The sequence below is a fragment of the Actinomadura sp. NTSP31 genome (assembly GCF_041951385.1).
In the GTDB taxonomy this organism is placed as follows: domain Bacteria; phylum Actinomycetota; class Actinomycetes; order Streptosporangiales; family Streptosporangiaceae; genus Spirillospora; species Spirillospora napierensis.
The window spans coordinates 113,453-133,285 of record NZ_JBGNUT010000023.1; the positions used below are offsets into that span (position 1 = coordinate 113,453).

A 19,833-nucleotide genomic window follows, 5' to 3' on the forward strand; every position below is an offset into this window, starting at 1 on the left:
TCACCCCGTGTTCGTCTCGACGTCGGATCGGCCGCCCCGCTGGATCCGGCGGTAGGCGCCGCGCAGTTGGCGCACGGCAGGGTAGCGTTCGGCGGCCCGTGCGGAGAGCGGCGCCGCGTGCCGGACCAGTGCGGCGGTGTGCTCGGACAGCTCCGCGGTCTCCGCGCGCAGCAGGTCGATCCGCTCGGCGACCCGCACCCCCGAGCCGTCCACCTGCGCGCCCTTCTGCTCCAGTTCCAGGAGGCGCTGCAGGAGCGCGGTGACCGCGTCGGTGCCGACGTCGGCCATCTCCGCCCCGGACGGCCCGGTGGACGGGCGGGCGCCGCGCTTTCCGGAGGAGGCGGTGGGGACCAGGTCGTAGAGGTCGCCCACCACGTGGTAGCCGGCCGCGCGCAGTTCCTCGACGCTCTCGATGGCGCGGTCGGTCGCCCACATCAGGTCGTCGGCGGACAGGGCGATCTTGGTGGGGGAGCGCCTGGCGGTCAGCACCTGCTGCGCGAGGAACAGCTTGACCTGGTCGTTGTAGACGTGCCATCCCACGCGCTCGTCGAGGGACTCGTTGAGGTCCCGCAGGAACAGCGTCTCGGCCAGGCCGAGCGAGGGGTTGGAGAACGAGCCGGACAGGTCGTACCGCCAGGGGGACAGGCCGACGGCCGTGCAGAAGCGCTGCCACAGCAGGTCGCGGGGGGCGCCGGGCGGGGGGAGCGTGACGAGGTGGACCCGCTCGGGGGGCAGTTCCACGCCCCAGCGGGCGAGCACCGCGACGGGGTCCTGGAGCCCCCAGAACAGCCGGGCGGTCTCGAAGCTGCGCCAGTCCGCGCGCCGCAGCGCGGCCACGAAGTCGTCGAACGACGTGGTGAACCGGTTCTTGACGTCCTCCTGCCAGTGCGCCGGTATCTGCCGGCCGAGATCGCGCACGGTGAAGACGACGTGGACGTCGGCGAACGCGAGGTCGGCCATGGCCTCCCGCACGTAGCGGACCCGGGCGGGGGCGAACAGCTCCTGCGAGATGATCGTGGTCCCCGGCCAGTCGCGCGCCGCGGCGACCAGTTCGTGCCAGGCGCCGCGCGTCGAGGGGTCGGAGGCGTCGCGGAAGAAGGTCCGGCGGAGGTCGAAGGCCGCCCTGACGTGGGCGGCGGGGTCCTCGCCGGGGTAGCTGAACCCGTGCCTGCGCAGCCGGTCGCGGTTGTGCCACAGCACGTTCTGCAGGTACGTCGTCCCGCTCTTGGCCGCTCCCACGTGCAGGAAGACCGCGGGGCGCGGGCTCTGCGCCGCGCTCTCGGGAGTGGGGGATGCCACCGCGTTCCTTGGTTCCTGCCTCAGTGCCGACCGAACGCCGGGTATCTTAGCCCCATTCCGTACCATTGGCCCGGCTGATGCCTTTCTGCGCAGCTGGGTCTTCCGCTCTCCCACACGGGGATGGACGCCGTCCAGTGAACATAGATCTCGTGGTGGCCGGTTCCGGGTTCTTCGGACTGACCGTCGCCGAACGGTGCGCGGCCGACCTCGGCCTGCGCGTCCTGGTGCTCGACCGCCGCGGCCACATCGGGGGCAACGCCTACAGCGAGGACGAGCCGGAGACGGGCATCGAGGTCCACCGGTACGGCGCGCACCTCTTCCACACCTCCAACAGGCGGGTGTGGGAGTACGTCAACCGGTTCACCTCCTTCACCGGCTACCGGCACCGGGTCTACTCGACCTTCAAGGGGCGGGTCTACCCGCTGCCGATCAACCTCGGCACCATCTGCGAGTACTTCGGCCGCGCCTTCACCCCCGACGAGGCGCGGGCGCTGATCGCCGGGCAGGCCGCCGAGGTGACGGCGCCGTCCAACCTGGAGGAGAAGGCGATCTCGCTGATCGGCCGGCCGCTGTACGAGGCGTTCATCCGCGGTTACACGGCCAAGCAGTGGCAGACCGACCCCCGGGACCTGCCGGCGGAGATCATCACGCGGCTGCCGGTCCGGTACACCTTCGACAACCGGTACTTCAACGACGTGTACGAGGGGCTGCCGGCCGACGGCTACACGGCCTGGCTGGAGCGGATGGCCGACCACCCGCGGATCGAGGTGCGGCTCGACACCGACTTCTTCGACATGCGCGACGACGTCGTCGGCAACGTGCCGGTCGTCTACACCGGCGCGCTGGACCGCTACTTCGGCTATGTGGAGGGCGACCTCGGCTGGCGGACGCTGGACTTCGAGATGGAGGTCAAGCCGACCGGCGACTTCCAGGGCACCCCGGTGATGAACTACGCCGACGAGGACGTGCCCTACACCCGGATCCACGAGTTCCGCCACTTCCACCCCGAACGCGACCGCTACCCCGCGGACAAGACCGTGATCATGAGGGAGTACTCGCGCTTCGCCGCCCGCGGCGACGAGCCGTACTACCCGATCAACACGGCGGCCGACCGCGCCCGCCTGCTGGCCTACCGCGAGCTCGCCAGGGGCGAGAACGGCGTGCTGTTCGGCGGGCGGCTCGGGACCTACAAGTACCTCGACATGCACATGGCGATCGCGAGCGCCCTGAACATGGTCGACAACCAGTTGCGTCCCCATTTCGCCGAGGGTGCGCGTCTCATCAACGGAGGCGAGGACGAGTGACCGATCAGACAGGGGCGGACCGCGCGGCCGGGACGGGCGGCGAGGACGAGCCGCTGCGCGTCCTGCAGCGCGTCGTGATGCCGGTGGACCGCGATCTGGACGTGCTCAAGCTGTACGTCGAGGGGGAGATCGCGCGCGGCGCCGAGGCGCTCGCCGCCTCCACCGCGGTGGAGCCCGCCGCCGCCGGCGCGCCGGGCGACGGCGTCGGCCGCCGCAGCCTGGTCGTGCCGGTCGGACGGCGGGTCTCGTTCGCCACCTACTTCAACGCCTTCCCGGCGAGCTACTGGCGGCGCTGGACGTCGGTCGAGGACGTCGTGCTGCGCGTCCGCGCCCGCGGCGAGGGCACCGTGATCGTCTACCGGTCCAGCTCCAAGGGGCACGTGCAGCGGGTCGCCTCCGTCAAGATCGACTCGGCGGCCTCCCAGGAGGAGACGTTCTCGCTCAGCCTGCGCCCGTTCATCGACGGCGGCTGGTACTGGATGGACATCCTGGCCGGCGAGCGGGACGCCGTGCTGGAGCGGGCCGACTGGTGCGCGGCTCCGGGGACGGGCGGCGGGTTCGTCCGGCAGGGCCGGGTGAGCCTCGGCATCACCACCTTCAACCGCCCGTCGTTCTGCGTGGACCAGCTCCTCGCCCTCGGCGGCGCCGGCGAGGTGCTCGACGTGGTGGACCGGATCTACGTCGTCGACCAGGGCGACCAGAAGGTGCGCGACGACGACCGCTTCGCGGCGGCCGCCGACGCGCTCGGCGCCCGGCTGCAGGTGATCGAGCAGGCGAACCTCGGCGGGTCCGGGGGCTTCTCCCGCGCGATGGACGAGACGCTCCAGGCCGGGACGAGCGACTACGTCCTGCTCCTCGACGACGACGTGGTGACCGAGACGGAGGGGATCCTGCGGGCGGTCGCGTTCTCCGACTTCGCCCGCACGCCCACCATCGTGGGCGGCCACATGTTCAACCTGTTCGTCCGCTCGCAGCTGCACGCCTACGGCGAGGTCGTCGCCAAGTACCGCTGGTGGTGGGAGGAGGCTCCGAACACCAGGCGCGAGCACGACTTCGCCAAGGAGCCCATCGCCCAGGAGCTCATCGAGGCGGCCGGCGGGAAGCCGAGCGTGAAGACCAGCTCGGGGAGCCTGCGCGAGACCCCGTGGCTGCACCGGCGCGTCGACGTGGACTACAACGGCTGGTGGATGTGCATGATCCCGGTCGACGTCGTCCGCAAGGTCGGGCTGTCCATGCCGATGTTCATCAAGTGGGACGACGCCGAGTACTGCGTCCGGGCCGGCGCCGCGGGCTTCCCGACCGTGTCCCTGCCGGGCATGGCCGCCTGGCACGTCCCCTGGCAGGACAAGGACGACGGCATCGACTGGCAGGCCTACTTCCACGAGCGCAACCGGCTGGTCACGGCGTTGCTGCACTCGCCCTACGAACGGGGCGGCAACCTGGTCAAGGAGAGCTTCATCATCTCGGTGAAGCACGCGCTGGCGCTGCAGTACTCGACCGCGGAGCTGATGCTCTCGGCGATCGAGGACGTGCTGACCGGGCCGGCGCACATGCACGCCGGGATCGCCGGCAAGCTGGCCGAGATCAACGCTTTCCGGGCCGCCTTCCCGGACGCGCAGAACCGCACCAGCCACGAGGAGTTCCCGCCGGTGCACCGCAACAAGCCGCCGAAGCGGGGCCGCGGCTTCAGGCCGCCGCGCGGCAGGGTGAACGTGCTGGCGAGCGCGATGCTGGGCACGGTCAGGCAGCTGCGGCCGGTGGACCCGGGCGCGCAGGGGAACCCGCAGGTGGTGGTCCCGCACATCGACCGGCACTGGGGCCTTCTCTCGCAGGTCGACAGCGCGCTGGTCTCCTCGGCGGACGGCACCAAGGTGGCCTGGTACCAGCGCGACCCGGAGCGGTTCAGGCGGATCATGCGGCGGGCGTCGATGCTGCACGCCAGGCTCAGCCGGGAATGGCCGGAACTGGCGGGCCGCTACCGGGTGGCCATGGACGAGCTGGCCTCCCCGGAGGCGTGGCGCCGCACCTTCGAAGCCGCGGAGCAGGACGGCCCCGCGCGCCCGGCGAGGTCACCGCGGGAATGACGATCACGCAACCACCGCCGGCGGCCCCGATGCGGCCCCCGGGGGACAGCGGCGGCCTGCGCGAGACGTTCCGGAACAAGTACCTGCTGCGCCTCCTCGTGCGCCGGGAGCTGCGGTCCCGCTACAAGGGGTCGTTCCTCGGCCTCGGCTGGTCCTATGTGCGGCCGGCCGTGCAGTTCGCGGTGTACTTCTACGTCGTCGGCGTCTTCCTCGGGACGAACCGGTCGGTCGAGGACTTCCCGGTCTACCTGTTCTCGGGCATGGTGCTGATCAACCTGTTCACCGAGACGCTGCACTCGACGACCCGGTCGGTGACGGGGAACGCGCCGCTCGTGCGGAAGGTGTTCCTGCCGCGCGAGCTGTTCCCCACGGCCTCCACGCTGGTCTCGCTGGTGCACTTCGTGCCCGGACTCCTCATCGTGATGGTCGCGTCGGTCGCGTCCGGGTGGCGGCCGTCGCCGGTGGCGCTCGGCGCCGGGGTGCTCGGGCTCACGATCATCGTGGTGCTGGGGTTCGGCGTCGGGCTGGCGTTCGCGGCGGTGAACGTCTTCTTCCGCGACCTGGAGCAGGTGGTGGACATCTCGATGATCGTCATCACCTGGTCGGTGCCGATGATCTACCCGTGGACGCACGTGCGGGACCACGCACCCTCCTGGGTCCTCGACCTGTACCTGGCCAACCCGCTGGTCAGCGCCATCTCGCTGTTCCAGCGAGCCTTCTGGTACCCGGGGACGGACCAGACCTTCGCCTTCCCGCCGGACCTGTACGAGCGCGCCGGAGTCGCGCTCGCCGAGAGCGTTCTGGTGTTCCTCGCGGGACGTGTGCTCTTCGCCCGCATGCAGAAGCGTTTCGCTCAGGAGCTGTAGCCGTTGATCCCCTCGATCGTCATCGACTCGGTGTCGAAGCACTTCACCCTCCGGCACGCGCACTCGTTCAAGGAGATGAGCGTCCGCGCCTTCCGCAGGCAGCGGCTGTCCGACCGGTTCACCGCGCTCGACCACGTGAGCCTCACCCTGCACCAGGGCGAGACCGTGGCGCTGATGGGCCTGAACGGGTCGGGCAAGAGCACGCTGCTGAAGCTCATGTCCGGGGTCATGCAGCCGGACGAGGGCTCGGTGCGGGTCCGCGGCCGCATCGCCGGGCTCATCGACGTGGGCGCCGGGCTGCACCCTGAGCTCACCGGCCGGGAGAACGTCTACCTGAACGGCGCGATCCTCGGCATGTCCCGGGCGGAGATCCAGCGCAAGTTCGATGCGATCGTCGACTTCTCGGGAATCGAGCGGTTCCTCGACGACCAGGTGAAGTTCTACTCGTCCGGCATGTTCATGCGGCTGGCGTTCTCCATCGCGGCGCACACCGAACCGGACGTCTTCCTCATCGACGAGGTGCTGGCCGTCGGCGACCCGCCGTTCCGGGAGAAGTGCCTCGAGCGGATCAGGGAGCTGCGCGGCGAGGGCCGGACGATGGTCATCGTGGCGCACGACATCCAGATGCTCGTCGGGCTCTGCGACCGCGGCGTCACGATGCGGCGGGGCCGGGTCGTCTACGACGGGCCCACCGCGGAGGCCGGGCGGCTGGTCCGCGAGGACCGGCAGGCCCGCCGAGCGGCGGCAATGGGAGAAATCGGTGGATAAGGTATCCCGAGCCGCGGCGCGGCGCGGCCGTCGGTCCGGACAGGCGACCAGGCCGGAATCCATGGAAGGGAAGCGGCGATGAGCGCGAACGAAGCCGGTCACCCCCTGCTCGACAAGGTCTACCGGATCGTCGCCGACGGGACGTGCTCCGTCCTGTCCCTGGACATCTTCGACACCGTGCTGTGGCGCCGCGTGCCGCGCCCCACCGACGCGTTCGCGCTGCTCGGCGCACGGCTGCGGGACGCGGGCCTGTGCCCGCCGTGGGTGACCGACGCCACCTTCCGGCGGATGCGGATCGGCGCGGAGGAGGCGGCCCGCCGCAGCCGCGACACCCTCGGCACCGAGGTCTCGCTGTTCGACATCTGGCGGGCGATGCCGGCCGGGGTGTTCGGCTCGGCGTCCCTGGACCAGCTCGTCGCCGCCGAGCTGCGGCTCGAACGCGAGATCACCGTGGTGGACCTGGACGTCGCCGAGGTCGTCAAGGCGGCGCGCAAGCAGGACGTCGAGGTCGTCCTGGTCTCCGACACCTACTTCACCGAGGACCAGCTGGCGCACCTGCTGGACCGCCCGGAGCTCGGCCCGATGGAGGACGTCCGGATCTTCCGCTCCAACCAGCACGGCACCGACAAGGCGTCCGGTCTGTGGGACATCGTGCTGCGCGACCTCGGCCGCAGCCCGGAGCAGATCGTGCACATCGGCGACAACGAGGTCGCCGACGACGAGGTGCCGGCCGAGCTGGGCGTGCGGACGGTCCGCTACCGCCGCCTGGACGAGCCGTACACGCAGGTCCTCGAGCGCGAGCACGAGCCGCTCGCCCCGGCCGGCGAGCACGCCCCCGACCTGGACGAACGGCACGGCGACCTCGGGCTGACGAGCCTGCGGGCCAAGACCGTGCACGCCGGCGGGCCGTTCGCCACCTCGGCGCTGGAGACGGCCTGGCGGTACGGGGCCGGCGTGCTCGGCCCGGTGCTGGCCGGGTTCGCCGAGTGGATCGCCGAGCGGGCGGTCGAGAACGGCACCCGGATGCTGTGGTGCCCGATGCGCGAGGGCGAGCTGCTCTCCAAGCTGATCAACGACGCCGCGCGGGCCCGGGGCCTCGACCTGGAGGCCAGGCCGGTCTGGCTGTCGCGGTTCGTGACGTCGCTGGCCGGCCTCGACCCCTTCGACACCGACGCGGTGCACGCGTTCGTCCGCAGCGGCTACCAGCTGACCGTCCGGCAGGCCCTGGCCGTCCTGGAGCTGCAGCCCGGCGACGTGCCCGGACTCGCGACGGAGCTGGACACCATCGTCGACAACGGCGACATCGCCGACCGGGTCAGCAAGGCCCTGACCGAGACGCCGCACCTGTGCAACCGGCTCGCCGTCACGGTCACCGCCGCGCGCGAGCGGCTGCTCCGGTCGCTGCGGGAGGCGGGCGCGCTCGACGGGACCGACCTGACCCTGGTCGACCTCGGCTGGGGCGGCACGATCCAGCGCCAGCTCGCCCGGGTCCTGGAGATCGCCGGCATCGACATCGCGCCGTCCGGGCTCTACCTGGCCACCGACAACCGCGCGGAGCGGCTGTACCTGGCCGGCCTGCGCGCCGAGGGCTACCTGGCGCAGGCCGGGCATCCCGCCGCGGTCGCCGCGACGGTCACCCGCAGCCCCGAGGTCGTGGAGCAGTGCGTGAACGCGCTGTGCGGGTCGCTGATCGGCTTCACCGACGAAGGCGGTCCCGTCCTCGGGGACTCCGCCGACTCGCCGTCGCAGAACGCCGAACGCCGGACCGTCCAGGACGGCATCCTGGCGTTCCAGCGCATGTGGAACCGGTACGTGACCCTCTCCGAGGGCGCCTGGCCGAGCCTCGCGCTGCCGGCGGCCCGCGAGCGGCTGGCGCGGATCCTCGTCTCGGCGCTGCAGTCGCCCACCCCGGACGAGGCCGCGGTCTTCGGCAACTGGGTGCACGAGGACAACTTCGGCTCCACGCTGGTCACCACGCTGCTGCCCGCCGACCTGAAGCCCGCGATCCCCTACCTGTCGCCCGGGGACCTCGAGGACCTGCACATGCGCGACTCCTTCTGGCCCGCGCTGCTCTCCGCGTCCGACACCGGACTCGGCGCCGCGGCCAAGGCCATCGCGGACGGGGCCATCCGCACGGAGGCCTTCGACCCCTCCGGCGAGCGCTACGAGACGCGGCTGCGGTACCGGACGTCGGACGACCGGTGGCACGAGCCCATCCGGCGCCGCGTCCGGATCAACCACAACGGGCTGTCGTTCGCGCGGTTCGCCTTCGAGCACCACGACACGGTCGACATCTCCCTGGCCATTCCGGGCCGGCCCGCGATAGTGCGGGTCGACTGGATCGAGGCCCGGGTCATCGCCGGCGGGCGCCGCCACGAGCAGGTGCTGCGCTGGGACAAGCCCGAGGACTTCGTCGGCCTGCACTATGCCGACTGCCGCTACCTCGGCGGCAACCTGATGGAGTTCGACACCTCCTACGCGGCGGTATGGCTGCCGCTCGCCCGCCGCGCCGGGGCGCCGGTGGTGTCGTCCGGGCAGATCACCGTCGCGTTCGCGATGCTGCCGCAGTCGATGACGGGCATGGCGCCGCGGATGCCCGTCGACAGGAAGGCCGCGCGTGCCGCGAGGACCGCCCGGCTCACCGACAGGCTCCGCGAGGAGTACCGCGCGGCCGGTGTCAAGGGCGTCGCGGCCGGGGCGGGACGAGTGGCCAGGAGGAAGCTCGGCGATGGTTCGTGAGCACGGCGAGGAGATGACCGGGTCCCGCGAGGATCCGCACCGGCAGGCGCGCGCGGCCCGCGAGGCGCCGCTGCTGCTGCATTCGATGTCGGTGTTCCGGGAGCTGTTCGCGGCCGTCTTCGGCTGCCGCGAGATCGGCACGGTGGTCGAGGTCGGTGTGGAGTCCGGCCAGGTCAGCTCGGTGTACGCCGACCTCGGCGCCGACGTGTACTGCGTCGAGCCGAGCCCGGACGACGACCTGCGCGCGGTCCTGGACGCCGACCCCCGGCTGACCCTCGTGGAGGGGTACTCGCCGGCGGCGCTGGACGGCCTGCCCGTCGCCGACCTCTACGTGCTGGACGGCGACCACAACTACGCGGTCGTCCGCGCGGAGCTCGACTGGATCATGAGGAACGCCCCCGACGCGGTGGTCGTCCTCCACGATGTGCTGTGGCCGTCCGGCCGCCGCGACTTCTACTACCAGCCGTCCACCCTGCCGCCGGAGGACGTGCATCCGGCCACGGCCGACGGCCCGACGGTCTGGCACGACGAGCTGACCCCGGCCGGGTTCGTCGGCCGCGGGGCGTTCACGGCCGCGACGCACGCCGGCGGCGAGCGCAACGGGGTCCTGACGGCCGTCGAGGACGCGATGGCGCAGAGCGGCGGCGGGTGGCGGCTGGAGATCGTCCCCGCCGTCTTCGGGTTCGGCGTGCTGGCCCGGGAGGACGCGCCGGGCGCGGACCGGATCTTCGCGGCGCTGCGCCCGTTCACCTCCTCCGCGCTCCTCGCGGCCATGGAGAACAACCGGATCGGGCTGTACTCCCGGGTGCTGCAGCTGCAGTACGAGGCGGTGTCGCGCGCGGACGACGCGAACCGGCTGGCCGAGACCATCGCCGTCCAGCAGCAGAAGATCGAGCAGCTGCGGGCCGAGCTGCAGCGGGCCACCGCCGGGTCGGGGTCCCGGCCGCGCGCCGCGGAGCGCCCGAAGGGGCCGGCGGGCAACGACTACGTCACCACCGTCGCCATGCACCGCGAGACCTGGGGGACGTTCCTCCAGCCGGACGCGGCGCTGGTCGACGCGGAGAAGCTGCACGAGCTCCTCGGCATCCCGATCCTCGGCGGGCACCGCGCCGACCTGGAGGCGTACGCCGGGCACAACACCGTGTTCGACCGCATCGCCGCCCGGGTCGGGGCCGGCGGGCTCGCCTACGAGGACCAGGGCAGCGCGCAGCACTACTTCGACCTCTTCGGCCGGGCGGAGGCCCACCACCAGGAGCTGACCAGGCTCGTCGACCTCGGCGTCTTCATGGGCGGCTCGTCCGTCGTGCTCGCCGGCTGCGTCGAGCCGATGGGCCTGGAGCTGGACCTCGTCGACGTCAACCACGCCTACCTGCAGTTCACCTACGAACGGCTGCGCCGCATCTTCCCGGGGGCCATGCAGCGGGTCCGCATGTTCCACGGCGATCTGCCCACCTACGTGGAGAAGGTGCTGCTGGAGGAGAACCCGGTGCGCGCCATGGTCCACCACGACGGGGCGCACGCCTTCGGGCAGGTCGTGAAGGACCTCAGCGCGCTGCACTTCGCCCGCGACCGGGTGCACAGCCTCGCGCTCAAGGGCACCCACCTGCGCGGCGACATCGTGCACTCCAACTTCGTGGACGCCGCGGCCTACGCCGTGTTCGGCGCCGACGTGAAGTACGAGCCGCTCGGAGCGCAGTTCACGCCGGACGCGCCGGTGACGAATCCGGACCAGTGGGCGGGGAACTACTTCGTGCCCGGCCGGCCGGAAGGCATGTACATCATGTTCGGCGGCCTGGACTGGAAGTACCCGCACCGGACGATGACCCTGGACGCGTTCCTGCCGGAGAAGGCGGACCCGAAGGGCTGAGGGGCCGGGCGGGCGAGCCGCCCGCGGGGAGACGCTCTGACCGCATCCGGCCAATCGTGGCCGGGTGCGGTGTCCGATGTTTGCCGGTGGTTGCCTTGGTGACCGAATTGGCGGTCCGGGTCGGTTCTGAGAACCTGTTCCGCCGAACGTGACACGGGACCCCGGCAGGCTCTTTACTCTTGCGGTGTAGGGACAGACAGCACCGACGAACCCAACTGCAACCCCCAGGCGTTTCCCCCGTTCCGCGACTCCCAGGGGTCTCTCGACGTGACGGACATGGCGAGCGGGTCCGCGATGGCGCGGCTCACACAGGCCGACCGCGTCTACGTGGGCTGGCGCTACGCGCAGGTGCACCCGGACCCGGGACCGCCCCCCGGGCTCCCCGAGACGCCCGAGCGGCCGCCGGCCGGGCCGCCCGCGCGGCGCCCCGCCGAGCACATGACGGCGCGCCCGCTGCGGATCGCCACCGGCGGCACCGTCGCCGGCGCCGCGCTGTTCCTGGCCTGCGGCGCCGCCGGGATGCTGCCGTGGGCGTTCGCGGGCGTGGCGCTGCTGGCGTGCGCGGTCGTCCTCGGCATCACCGGCGGCGCGCTGTGGCGGGACGAGCGGGCCGTCCGGGCGCGGATGGCCGACGAGCGGGACCGCGGCGAGCGGGAGCGGGCCGCCCGCGACCGCGAGCACGACGCGGCCCGGCGCGCCTACGACGACGCCCGGCGCGAGTGGGAGCGGCGGCACCGCGCGTACGAGAGCCAGCGCGAGTGGTACCCGGTCGCGGTCCCGCCCGGCGTCGACCGGGTGGACGTGGTCGGCGGGACGCTCGCCGGCTGGTCCGCCGCCGTCACCACGATGGGCGCGGCGCGGCTGGCGGTCGGCGCCCGGCTCACCGTCATCGACCTGTCGGAGGGCGCCGTCGCGCACGACCTGCTGCGGCTCGCCGCCGACCGCGGCGACGACCCGCTCGTCTGGGTGCTGCCCGCCGACCTGCCGCGCCTGGACATGTCGCGGGGGCTGAGCCCGGAGGCGCTCGCGGACGTGCTGTCGCTGGTGGTGAGCGCCGGCGAGGAGGAGGGCGGCACCCGCGACCTGTCGTTCGACAACTCGATCCTGGAACGGCTCATCGAGGTGCTCGGCCCGGACGCGACGATCCCGCGGATCACCGCGGCGCTGCGCGTCCTCGCCCAGGTCGGCGACCCGCGCGAGGACCTGCGCAAGGGCCTGCTCACCGACGAGCAGCTGGAGCGGGTCGCGACGCTGTTCGGCCGGGACGCCACCGACCGGATCGTGGTGCGCCGCGCCTGGGCGCTGGAGGCGCAGCTGCGCAAGCTGGAGAAGCTCGCGACCGAGCCGGTGGGGCTGCCGCCGTCCCGGCTGCACGTCGTGTCGATGGACCGCCGCGCGGGCGTCCTCACCAACCGGATCCTCGGCACCTACGTGACGACGGCGCTGACCCACCGCATCCGCGAGTCGCCGCCCGGCGGCCGCTGGGATCACACGCTGTTCCTGTGCGGCGCCGAGAAGCTGCGCGGCGACGTCCTGGACCGGCTCATCGACGCCTGCGAGGCCACCGGGACCGGGCTCGTCCTGATGTACCGGTCGATCCCGCGGCACGTCCGGGAGCGCCTCGGCCGCCGGGGCCACGCCGCGGTCGGGTTCATGCGGCTCGGCAACCCCGAGGACGCCCGCGTCGCCGCCGAGCACATCGGCACCGACCAGCCGCTGCTGGTCGCCGAGATCACCGACTCGGCGGGCGAGACGCTGTTCGACGTCGCGGGGGAGAGCTACGCCAGCACCGTCGCCTACGCCCGCCCGCGCGGCGACGGCCTCACCGACCCGGTCTGGTCGCCGCTGCCCGCGCCCGCCGCCGACGACTCGGTGCTGGTCGAGGGGATCAGCTCGGCGACGGCGTGGGGCCGGACGGTCACCGCCCGGCCGGCCGCGAAGCAGCGGTTCCGCGAGCTGCTCGTCGAGCCGCCGCAGCTCCAGGAGCTGCCGCCGACCGCCATGGTCTTCACGCACTCGGGCGCGACGGGCCGCCGCATCATGCTCGTGGACGCCAACCCCGGCATCATCACGCTGCCGACGGCGCACTCGATGGAGTTCGAGGAGTACCTGCGCGAGCAGGAGGCCCTCGAACAGGCCGCCAGTGAGGAGATCGAGGACGGCGACGGTGAGCCGGGCGGCGGCTCCGCGGACGCCGAGCCGGAGGCGCCGCCGTCCGAGCCGGCCGTACCGCCCGCCGCTCCGCCGGCCGCGCCGCGGGCCCGGCATGCGCTGCCGCGCGGCGCCGCGTCCCGCTCACCCCGGATCGTTCCGCCGTTGAAGCGCAACGGCCGCCACAAGGCCGACCCGCCCGCCTGACCCGCTCTCTCGCAACTTGTGGCAGGGGCGGTGGCGCGGGGTCAGGGCGCGGGTAAGGATGGTCGCGTGACGATCCCCCCAGGTTCGATGCCGCCCGGTATGCCCCCGTACGGACGGGGAGCGGGCGTGCCGCCCGGCGCTCCGCCGCCCAGGATGGGCGGAGCGGGCCGCGGCGAAGGGTGGGGCGAGGCGGTCGTCCTGCCGGGCCCCTGGTACCGGATCCAGGCGATCCCGGCGCCGCAGCGGAACGCGTCCGCCGAATGGGACTTCGTGAGCGTGCTGCCTGCCGCGCTCTCGGCGGCGCGGCGCAACCGCCCGTTCGTGGTCGGGTGGCTGTCGGCGGGCGGCGGCGCGCCGCTGGAGCTGATCACCAACGCGGGGCCGATCGGCGCGCCGGGGCCGGGCGGCGAGGCGCAGGGCCTGCTGTTCCCGAGCGGCGCCCGCGGCGTCCCGGTCGGCGACGGGTGGCTGCGGCAGGCGTCCCGGATGGCCTGGACGCGCTGTCCCGGACGCCTCGCCCCGCAGGTCGGGAGTGCCTTGCAGGAGGGCGGCAGGGCGGGGCCGGGCCTGTTCGAGGCGACGCTCGTCACGCTGATGGAGCGGCCGTTCGGCTGGTTCGTGGTCGCCGAGCCGTGCGACGAGCGGCTGATCGACACCGAGATGCGCGAGCTGCACCACGAGCTGCGGATGCTGCGGCGCGGCGAGGACGAGCAGGCCCGGCTCGCCGTCGCCCGCGCCGACCAGCGGCTCGCCGAGCTGGACGCGTTCCGCGAGGCCGGGCTCTGGCAGGTCCGGGTCGTCGCGGGCGCGGCGACGCAGGCGGAGCTCGGCCAGATCGCCCCGGTCCTCGTCGGGTCGATGGAGCTCGGCCACCACCCGTACCGGCTGCGGTCCGGGCACGGCAGCGGCACGTTCGAGGAGATGCTGCGGCCCGCCGCGGAGCCGGCGCCGCTGCGCCCGGGGGCCGAGCCGGAGCAGCGGTTCCCGTTCGTCGCGACGGCGGGCGCGCTGGCGGCGCTGGCCGGGCTGCCGCGCCGCGAGGTGCCGGGCCTGCGCGTCCTGGACGCCGGGTACTTCGACGTGACGTCCGAGACCGACGATGAGCCGTCCCGGCCCGCCGAGGCGCGGATCGAGCTGGGCGCCATCCTGGACGGCCAGGACCGGCAGGTCGGCACGTTCACCGTCCCCCGCTCCACGATCAACCGGCACGTGTTCGTGACGGGCGCGACCGGCGCGGGCAAGTCGCAGACCGTCCGGCACCTGCTGGAGCAGCTGACCCGCGCGGGCGTGCCGTGGCTGGCGATCGAGCCGGCGAAGTCGGAGTACGCGGCGATGGCGGGCCGCATCGAGGACCTCGGCGGGCCGGTCACGGTGGTGAACCCGTCCGATCCGGGTTCGGTGCCGCTGTCGGTGAATCCGCTGGCGCCCGAGCCCGGTTATCCGGTGCAGGCGCACATCGACATGGTCCGCGCGCTGTTCCAGGCCGCGTTCGACGCCGAGGAGCCGTTCCCGCAGATCATGGCGCAGGCGCTGCAGCGCGTGTACGAGACGAACGGGTGGGACGTGGTGACCGGCGCGGGCGTCCCCGGCTCGCTGATCGAGCCGGCCGTCCCGACGCTGGAGCAGCTGCAGAACGCGGCGCTCCAGGTGATCCAGGACGTCGGGTACGGGCGCGAGCTGATGGCCGACGTGCAGGGCTTCGTGGACGTCCGGCTTCGCTCCCTGCGCATCGGCTCCGCCGGACGGTTCTTCGAGGGCGGCCACCCCGCCGACATCGGCGGGATGCTGCGCGACAACATCGTCCTGGCCATCGAGGACGTCGCCAACGACGAGGACAAGGCGTTCCTCATGGGCACCCTCATCATCCGGATCGTCGAGCACCTGCGGATGCGCGAGCGGCGCCGCGACCGCTCCGACGGCCCGGCGCTGCGGCACGTCATCGTGATCGAGGAGGCGCACCGGCTGCTGCGCAACCGGGGCCCCGAGCGCGGCAGCTCGCACGCCGTCGAGCTGTTCGCCGGGATGCTCGCGGAGATCCGCGCGTACGGCGAGGGCATCATCGTCGCCGAGCAGATCCCCACCAAGCTCGTCCCCGACGTGATCAAGAACACGGCGCTGAAGGTGGTGCACCGGCTGCCCGCGCACGACGACCGGCACCAGGTCGGCGCCGCGATGAACCTGGACGCCGACCAGTCCCGCGAGGTGGTGTCGCTGCGTCCCGGCGTCGCGGCGGTGTTCGCCGACGGGATGGACCGCCCGCTGCGCGTCCGCGTCCCGCTGGGTGAGGGACGCGAGGCCGAGCTGCCCGGCCCGCCGCCGCCCGTGGACGGCCGCCGGTCGGCGGCGTGCGGCTGCGAGTGCCGGTCCGGACGCGCCTGCACCCTCTACGAGCTGCGCGAGGCCGACCTCGTCGCGGGCCACCCGGACTGGGCGTGGCTGCGGCTGTGGGCGGACACCCTCGTCCTCGCGCACGTGGTGAACCGCCCGGTGCCCGCCGTCCCGCCGGAACTGGGGCGCGCCTGGTCGCGGCTGGCGCCCCGGCTGCGCGAGTGCGCGCTCGCGACCGTCCTGGAACGGGCCGTGACCCGCCGGTCATGGGCGCTGCGCACCGTGTACCCGCCGTCCGAGCTGACTGCCACCGCGGCCGGCGTCGCGCAGCGGCTGCTCGGCGGCGGCACGTCCGAAGCGGCCCCGGGCCCGAACTGGGTGATCCCGCAGCTCCGCTGGCTGCACGAGCTGGACCGGCTGTTCCCCTACGGCGCTGGCGTCCCCGACAAGCACGCGCCCGCGCCGCCGCTGGACTACCAGCTGCCCGGCCTCAAGCAGCCGCCGGCGCCGAAGCTCGGCCACCGGCTGCGCGCGCTGCGCCGCCACCCGCTGTCGATGGAGCTGGACCGCAACCGCCCGCTCGCCCTCACCGCGCTCGAAGGCGACGACGACAACGCGGGCTTCTACGCCGACCTCGCCGTCATCGCGATCGGCCTCCCCGAGGAGGAGCAGATCGAGCACGCCGCCGTGGCGATGCGCGCCGAGGCGTGGCTGGAACCGGTGCTGAGCTGGCCCGAACGGTTCGTGGAGCCGTTCGCCGACCCGTCCGCCGGCCTTCCCTTCCTGTCCCGCGTGCCCGAACCCGACCCGGGCGGCGCGGACGATGCGTGAGCGGCCCACCACGATGCGATCACGATTCGGTGATAATCCACTCGAACGGCACGCTCGCCGCTAGATTCTTCCCTCGGACCGGCCCGCCCACCCGCGGAGGGAGCGGCACATGGACCCGCAGACCGACGACCGGACCCACCCGCGGGACACCGGCGGGCACCCGCGGATCCCTCCGGAGCCCTTCTTCCGCCACGCGCCGCAGGCCGCCGACACGGCCGGGCAGCCGCTGCAGAGCGCCACCCGCTACCTGTCGGCCGCCGTCTACCTCGACCGGCGGCTCTGCGACCGGGTCATCGCCGAGTTCCTGGACGACGAGCACCGCGCCGTCGTGCCGTCCTTCGGCTTCGACCTCGGACCGGTGATCCTGCACGCCGTGCGCGCCCGCCGGTTCCGGCTCGTCCGCGACCTGGCGATCATCGCGGTCTTCGTCGTCGCGTGGATGCTCGTGCCGGCCGTCGCCGCGCTCTATCTCCTCGTCACGATGCTGCTGCACGTCCCCTGGCGGCGGCTGCGGTGGAGGTGGCGGCTGGCGATCGGCGGGTTCGCGGCCGTGATCCTCACGCCGGTGGTCCTGTTCGGGCTGCGGGATCAGCAGCAGGGCCTCGAAGGCTACGAGGAGCAGGACAACACCAGCTACCTCGACTCGCTGCAGACCGACCACGCGCTGCTGACCATCATGCTGCTGTTCCTCGTGATGGCGACGGTCGTGTTCGTCCACCTCGCGGTCGTCTTCCACACTATGTCCCGCGACCTCGGCCCCGGCGCCACGGGGCCCGGGCCGCGCTCGTACAGCGAACGGGTCCGGCTGGTCCTCGACCGGGTGCGGTCGGCGCAGCACGGCAACGTGACGCTCTACTCGGGCGCCAACCCCTTCATCGGCGCGGGCGACGTCACGGCGCCCTGGTCCCGCGTCTGGTCGATCGCGCTGGAACTGGACCGCGCCGCGTCCGGACCGCCGGGCGCAGGCGCGGACGCGGACGGCGACGGGGCCTCCCCGAACGGCGAGGCGGCCTCCCCGGAGCCGCGGCGGGTGGACGCGGTCACCATGCACGACCGCATCCGCGCCAAGATCCTGCGCATGCGGGACGAGGCGCCGCCGCCGCGGCCCGGCGAGCCCGTCCCGGACCGGTCCCCGCTTCCCCCGAACGAGCGCATCACCGGGCTGGTCAGCGACGTCCACATCGTCGGCCGGGGCCGGTGCCCGCAGCGGCCCCGCCCGGTCGACGCGGTGAGCGGCCGCTGGTTCCAGGGGCACCCGCTGATCGACGCGACCGCCGGGGTGCCGTTCTCCGTCGCCTCGACCGAGGCCGTCGAGGCGATGATGCGGCATCCGCAGGGCGACCTGCGCTGCTACCAGCGCATCACCGTCGGCGGGCACGGCCAGGCCATCGACGCGCCGGACGGCAGGCCCGTCGCGCCCGCCGAGGAGAAGGACGTCGTGCTCTCGGCGTTCGTCTACCTCGCGGTCGAGGGGCGCATGCTCTACGGGCAGTTCGTCGCGACGGTCCTGCCGCCCGTCCGGGACGAGTACCGCATCGTCGACCGCCTGCCCGACTGGGACGCGGTGACCCTGCTGTTCCGCACGCTGACCGAGAGCTGGCGGACGGTGCTGGCCGGCACGCTGCTCGCCTGGCCGCGGATGCTCACCACCTGCTGGACGATGGCCCGCAGCCTCGTCGCGGCGACCTCGTCCGGCAACCCGGCGCGCAAGACGTCGCACGACTACGGCGCCCGGATCAGCGTCCGCGAGCTGTTCGCCGAGGACGGCTTCGCGACGTTCGTCCAGGAGACCGACGTCGACAAGTACATGCGGCTGATCGAGCGGCGGGTGAACGAGGCGATCCTCGACTACCTGTCGGACGAGTGCGGGGTCGACGTGTCGGCCTACCGGGCGCAGGCCGGCGTCATCCTGAACCAGGGCGTCATCATGACCGGCGGCACCGTCCACGGGCAGGTCGCCTCCGGACGCAGCGTCGAGCAGCGGCAGACCCGCATCAACCCCTGACCTCGCGGAGGGACGGCATGGCCGAGCACGGAGACCGGGGCATCAGCATCGGCGGGCACGCCAACGTGTCCGGCCAGATCGCCACCGGCGACAACGTCACCCAGAACCAACAGGTCGCCGGCGCGGCCGGCACGGACGCCGCCGAGGCCCTCGCCCGCGTCGAGGCGCTGCTGGAGCGGCACGCCGCCGAGCTGCCCGAGGCGGCACGGGCCTACCGCGACCTCGCGGACGTCCGCGAGGAGGCGCAGGAGGACGACCCGGACCCCGAGCGCATGACCGGCGCCCTCGCCCGCCTCGGCCGCCGCGTCGCCGGTGTGGCGGCGCTGGCCGAAGCCGTCCGCGCCCTCGCCGCCGCGGTCGGCGTGGGCGGCTGACCGGGCGGGGCGTCAGATGTTGTCGCCGTCGCGGGCGGGCAGCCCGGCCTGCTGGGCGATGGGCGTCCAGTAGCCGATGAACTCGTTCTTGGCGTCCGACGCCTCCTGGTTGGCGCCCGCCACGTCGTCGTCGGACGGGCAGCCCGGCGCGACCTCCAGGTAGCGCTGGTTCGACTCGACCGACGCCCGCAGCGCCCGGACGAGCGCGTCCCTCATCGCGGTGCCGTTGTCGAGCGCGCTCACGTCGAGGGCGTTGGCCCGGTCGAGCTGCCCCTGCCGCTCGTCGTGGATGCGCTGCAGGCCACTGGTGGTGCAGCCCTCCTCGACGACGGTGCCGAGTTCGGAGCGGGTCTGCGCCATCTCGTCCAGCAGCCCGTCGACCGCGCGGGCCTGCGCCGTCATGTCGCCGCTGGGCGAGTCGTCCGGCGAGGGGGAGTCGCTCGGGCTCTCGTCGTCGGTCGTGACGGGCTGCCCCGACGCCGAGGACGCGGGGCCGGCGACGGACCGGGCGGGCTTGCCGGAGCCGCTCGGCCAGAACACGATGCCGAGCGCGACCACGACGAGCAGCACCACACCGGCCCCGACGAGGAGGAACAGCGCGCCGTTCCGCTTCGCGGGCGCCGGCGGCTGCCAGATGGCGGGCTCGGCCGCCCACGGTTCCGGGCCGAGCTGCGTCGAGCGTTCGGCCCACGGCTCCGCCCCGAGCTGCGTCGAGTGCTCCCCGGACGGCGGCAGGGGCGTGGTGTGGTCGGGCCGCCACGGTTGGGGCTGCTCAGGCGGGTCGGGAACGGGAACCCAGGGAGGCGGCAGCGGATCGCCGTAGCCGCCCCCGAAACCGCCGGGCGCGGGCCCCGGAGCGCCGGCGGACGGCCTCTCGAACGGGCTGCCCGGGGAAGCGGGCGGGACCCCGTAGTCGCGCGTGGTCTCATCCTCCACGGACGGGTCGCGGGACGTCTCGTCGCCCGCGGCCACGGTGTGGCCGGGACCGCCGGACGAGGCCGGGTCCACCG

General features: G+C 73.3%; 12 protein-coding genes. 10 read left to right on the forward strand and 2 right to left on the reverse strand.

Annotation, left to right across the window (positions count from 1 at the left end; genetic code table 11):
* On the reverse strand, positions 1-1,299 hold the full coding sequence (locus ACA514_RS32775) for a hypothetical protein (RefSeq protein ID WP_375045146.1): 1,299 nt from the start codon (positions 1,297-1,299) through the stop codon (positions 1-3).
* Between the two features lie 134 nt (positions 1,300-1,433).
* Here ACA514_RS32775 and glf point away from each other — a divergent pair, with 134 nt between their 5' ends.
* The 10 genes from glf (at position 1,434) to ACA514_RS32825 (ending at position 18,823) form a co-directional block, all read left to right on the forward strand.
* Positions 1,434-2,603, forward strand: a complete 1,170-nt coding sequence (gene glf, locus ACA514_RS32780; RefSeq protein ID WP_375045147.1) for a UDP-galactopyranose mutase — start codon at positions 1,434-1,436, stop codon at positions 2,601-2,603.
* Positions 2,600-4,687, forward strand: a complete 2,088-nt coding sequence (locus ACA514_RS32785) for a glycosyltransferase (RefSeq protein WP_375045148.1) — start codon at positions 2,600-2,602, stop codon at positions 4,685-4,687. Before glf ends, ACA514_RS32785 begins: the two co-directional genes overlap by 4 nt.
* Complete coding sequence (locus tag ACA514_RS32790) at positions 4,684-5,553, forward strand: ABC transporter permease (protein WP_375045149.1); 870 nt, start codon at positions 4,684-4,686, stop codon at positions 5,551-5,553. Before ACA514_RS32785 ends, ACA514_RS32790 begins: the two co-directional genes overlap by 4 nt.
* 3 nt (positions 5,554-5,556) lie before the next feature.
* Positions 5,557-6,321, forward strand: coding sequence for an ABC transporter ATP-binding protein (locus ACA514_RS32795; RefSeq protein ID WP_375045150.1), 765 nt, complete (start codon positions 5,557-5,559; stop codon positions 6,319-6,321).
* Between the two features lie 78 nt (positions 6,322-6,399).
* Positions 6,400-9,060: an HAD family hydrolase gene (locus tag ACA514_RS32800; RefSeq protein WP_375045151.1), complete on the forward strand. Its 2,661-nt coding sequence runs from the start codon at positions 6,400-6,402 to the stop codon at positions 9,058-9,060.
* Positions 9,050-10,927, forward strand: coding sequence for a class I SAM-dependent methyltransferase (locus ACA514_RS32805; RefSeq protein WP_375045152.1), 1,878 nt, complete (start codon positions 9,050-9,052; stop codon positions 10,925-10,927). The genes ACA514_RS32800 and ACA514_RS32805 overlap by 11 nt, the downstream gene beginning before the upstream one ends.
* A gap of 276 nt (positions 10,928-11,203) precedes the next feature.
* Positions 11,204-13,285 carry a hypothetical protein gene (locus ACA514_RS32810; RefSeq protein WP_375045153.1) on the forward strand — a complete coding sequence of 694 codons (2,082 nt, stop codon included), beginning with the start codon at positions 11,204-11,206 and terminating at the stop codon, positions 13,283-13,285.
* 66 nt (positions 13,286-13,351) lie between these two features.
* On the forward strand, positions 13,352-16,444 hold the full coding sequence (locus ACA514_RS32815) for an ATP-binding protein (RefSeq protein WP_375045154.1): 3,093 nt from the start codon (positions 13,352-13,354) through the stop codon (positions 16,442-16,444).
* 109 nt (positions 16,445-16,553) lie between these two features.
* Entirely contained in the window at positions 16,554-18,449 is a 1,896-nt protein-coding gene (locus tag ACA514_RS32820) for a hypothetical protein (RefSeq protein ID WP_375045155.1), read from the forward strand.
* 17 nt (positions 18,450-18,466) lie between these two features.
* Positions 18,467-18,823: a DUF5955 family protein gene (locus ACA514_RS32825; RefSeq protein ID WP_375045156.1), complete on the forward strand. Its 357-nt coding sequence runs from the start codon at positions 18,467-18,469 to the stop codon at positions 18,821-18,823.
* A 12-nt stretch (positions 18,824-18,835) separates the two neighbouring features.
* Here the strand turns inward: ACA514_RS32825 and ACA514_RS32830 are convergent, their stop codons facing one another.
* Positions 18,836-19,831, reverse strand: coding sequence for a hypothetical protein (locus ACA514_RS32830; protein ID WP_375045157.1), 996 nt, complete (start codon positions 19,829-19,831; stop codon positions 18,836-18,838).
* Between the last annotated feature and the right edge of the window lie 2 nt (positions 19,832-19,833).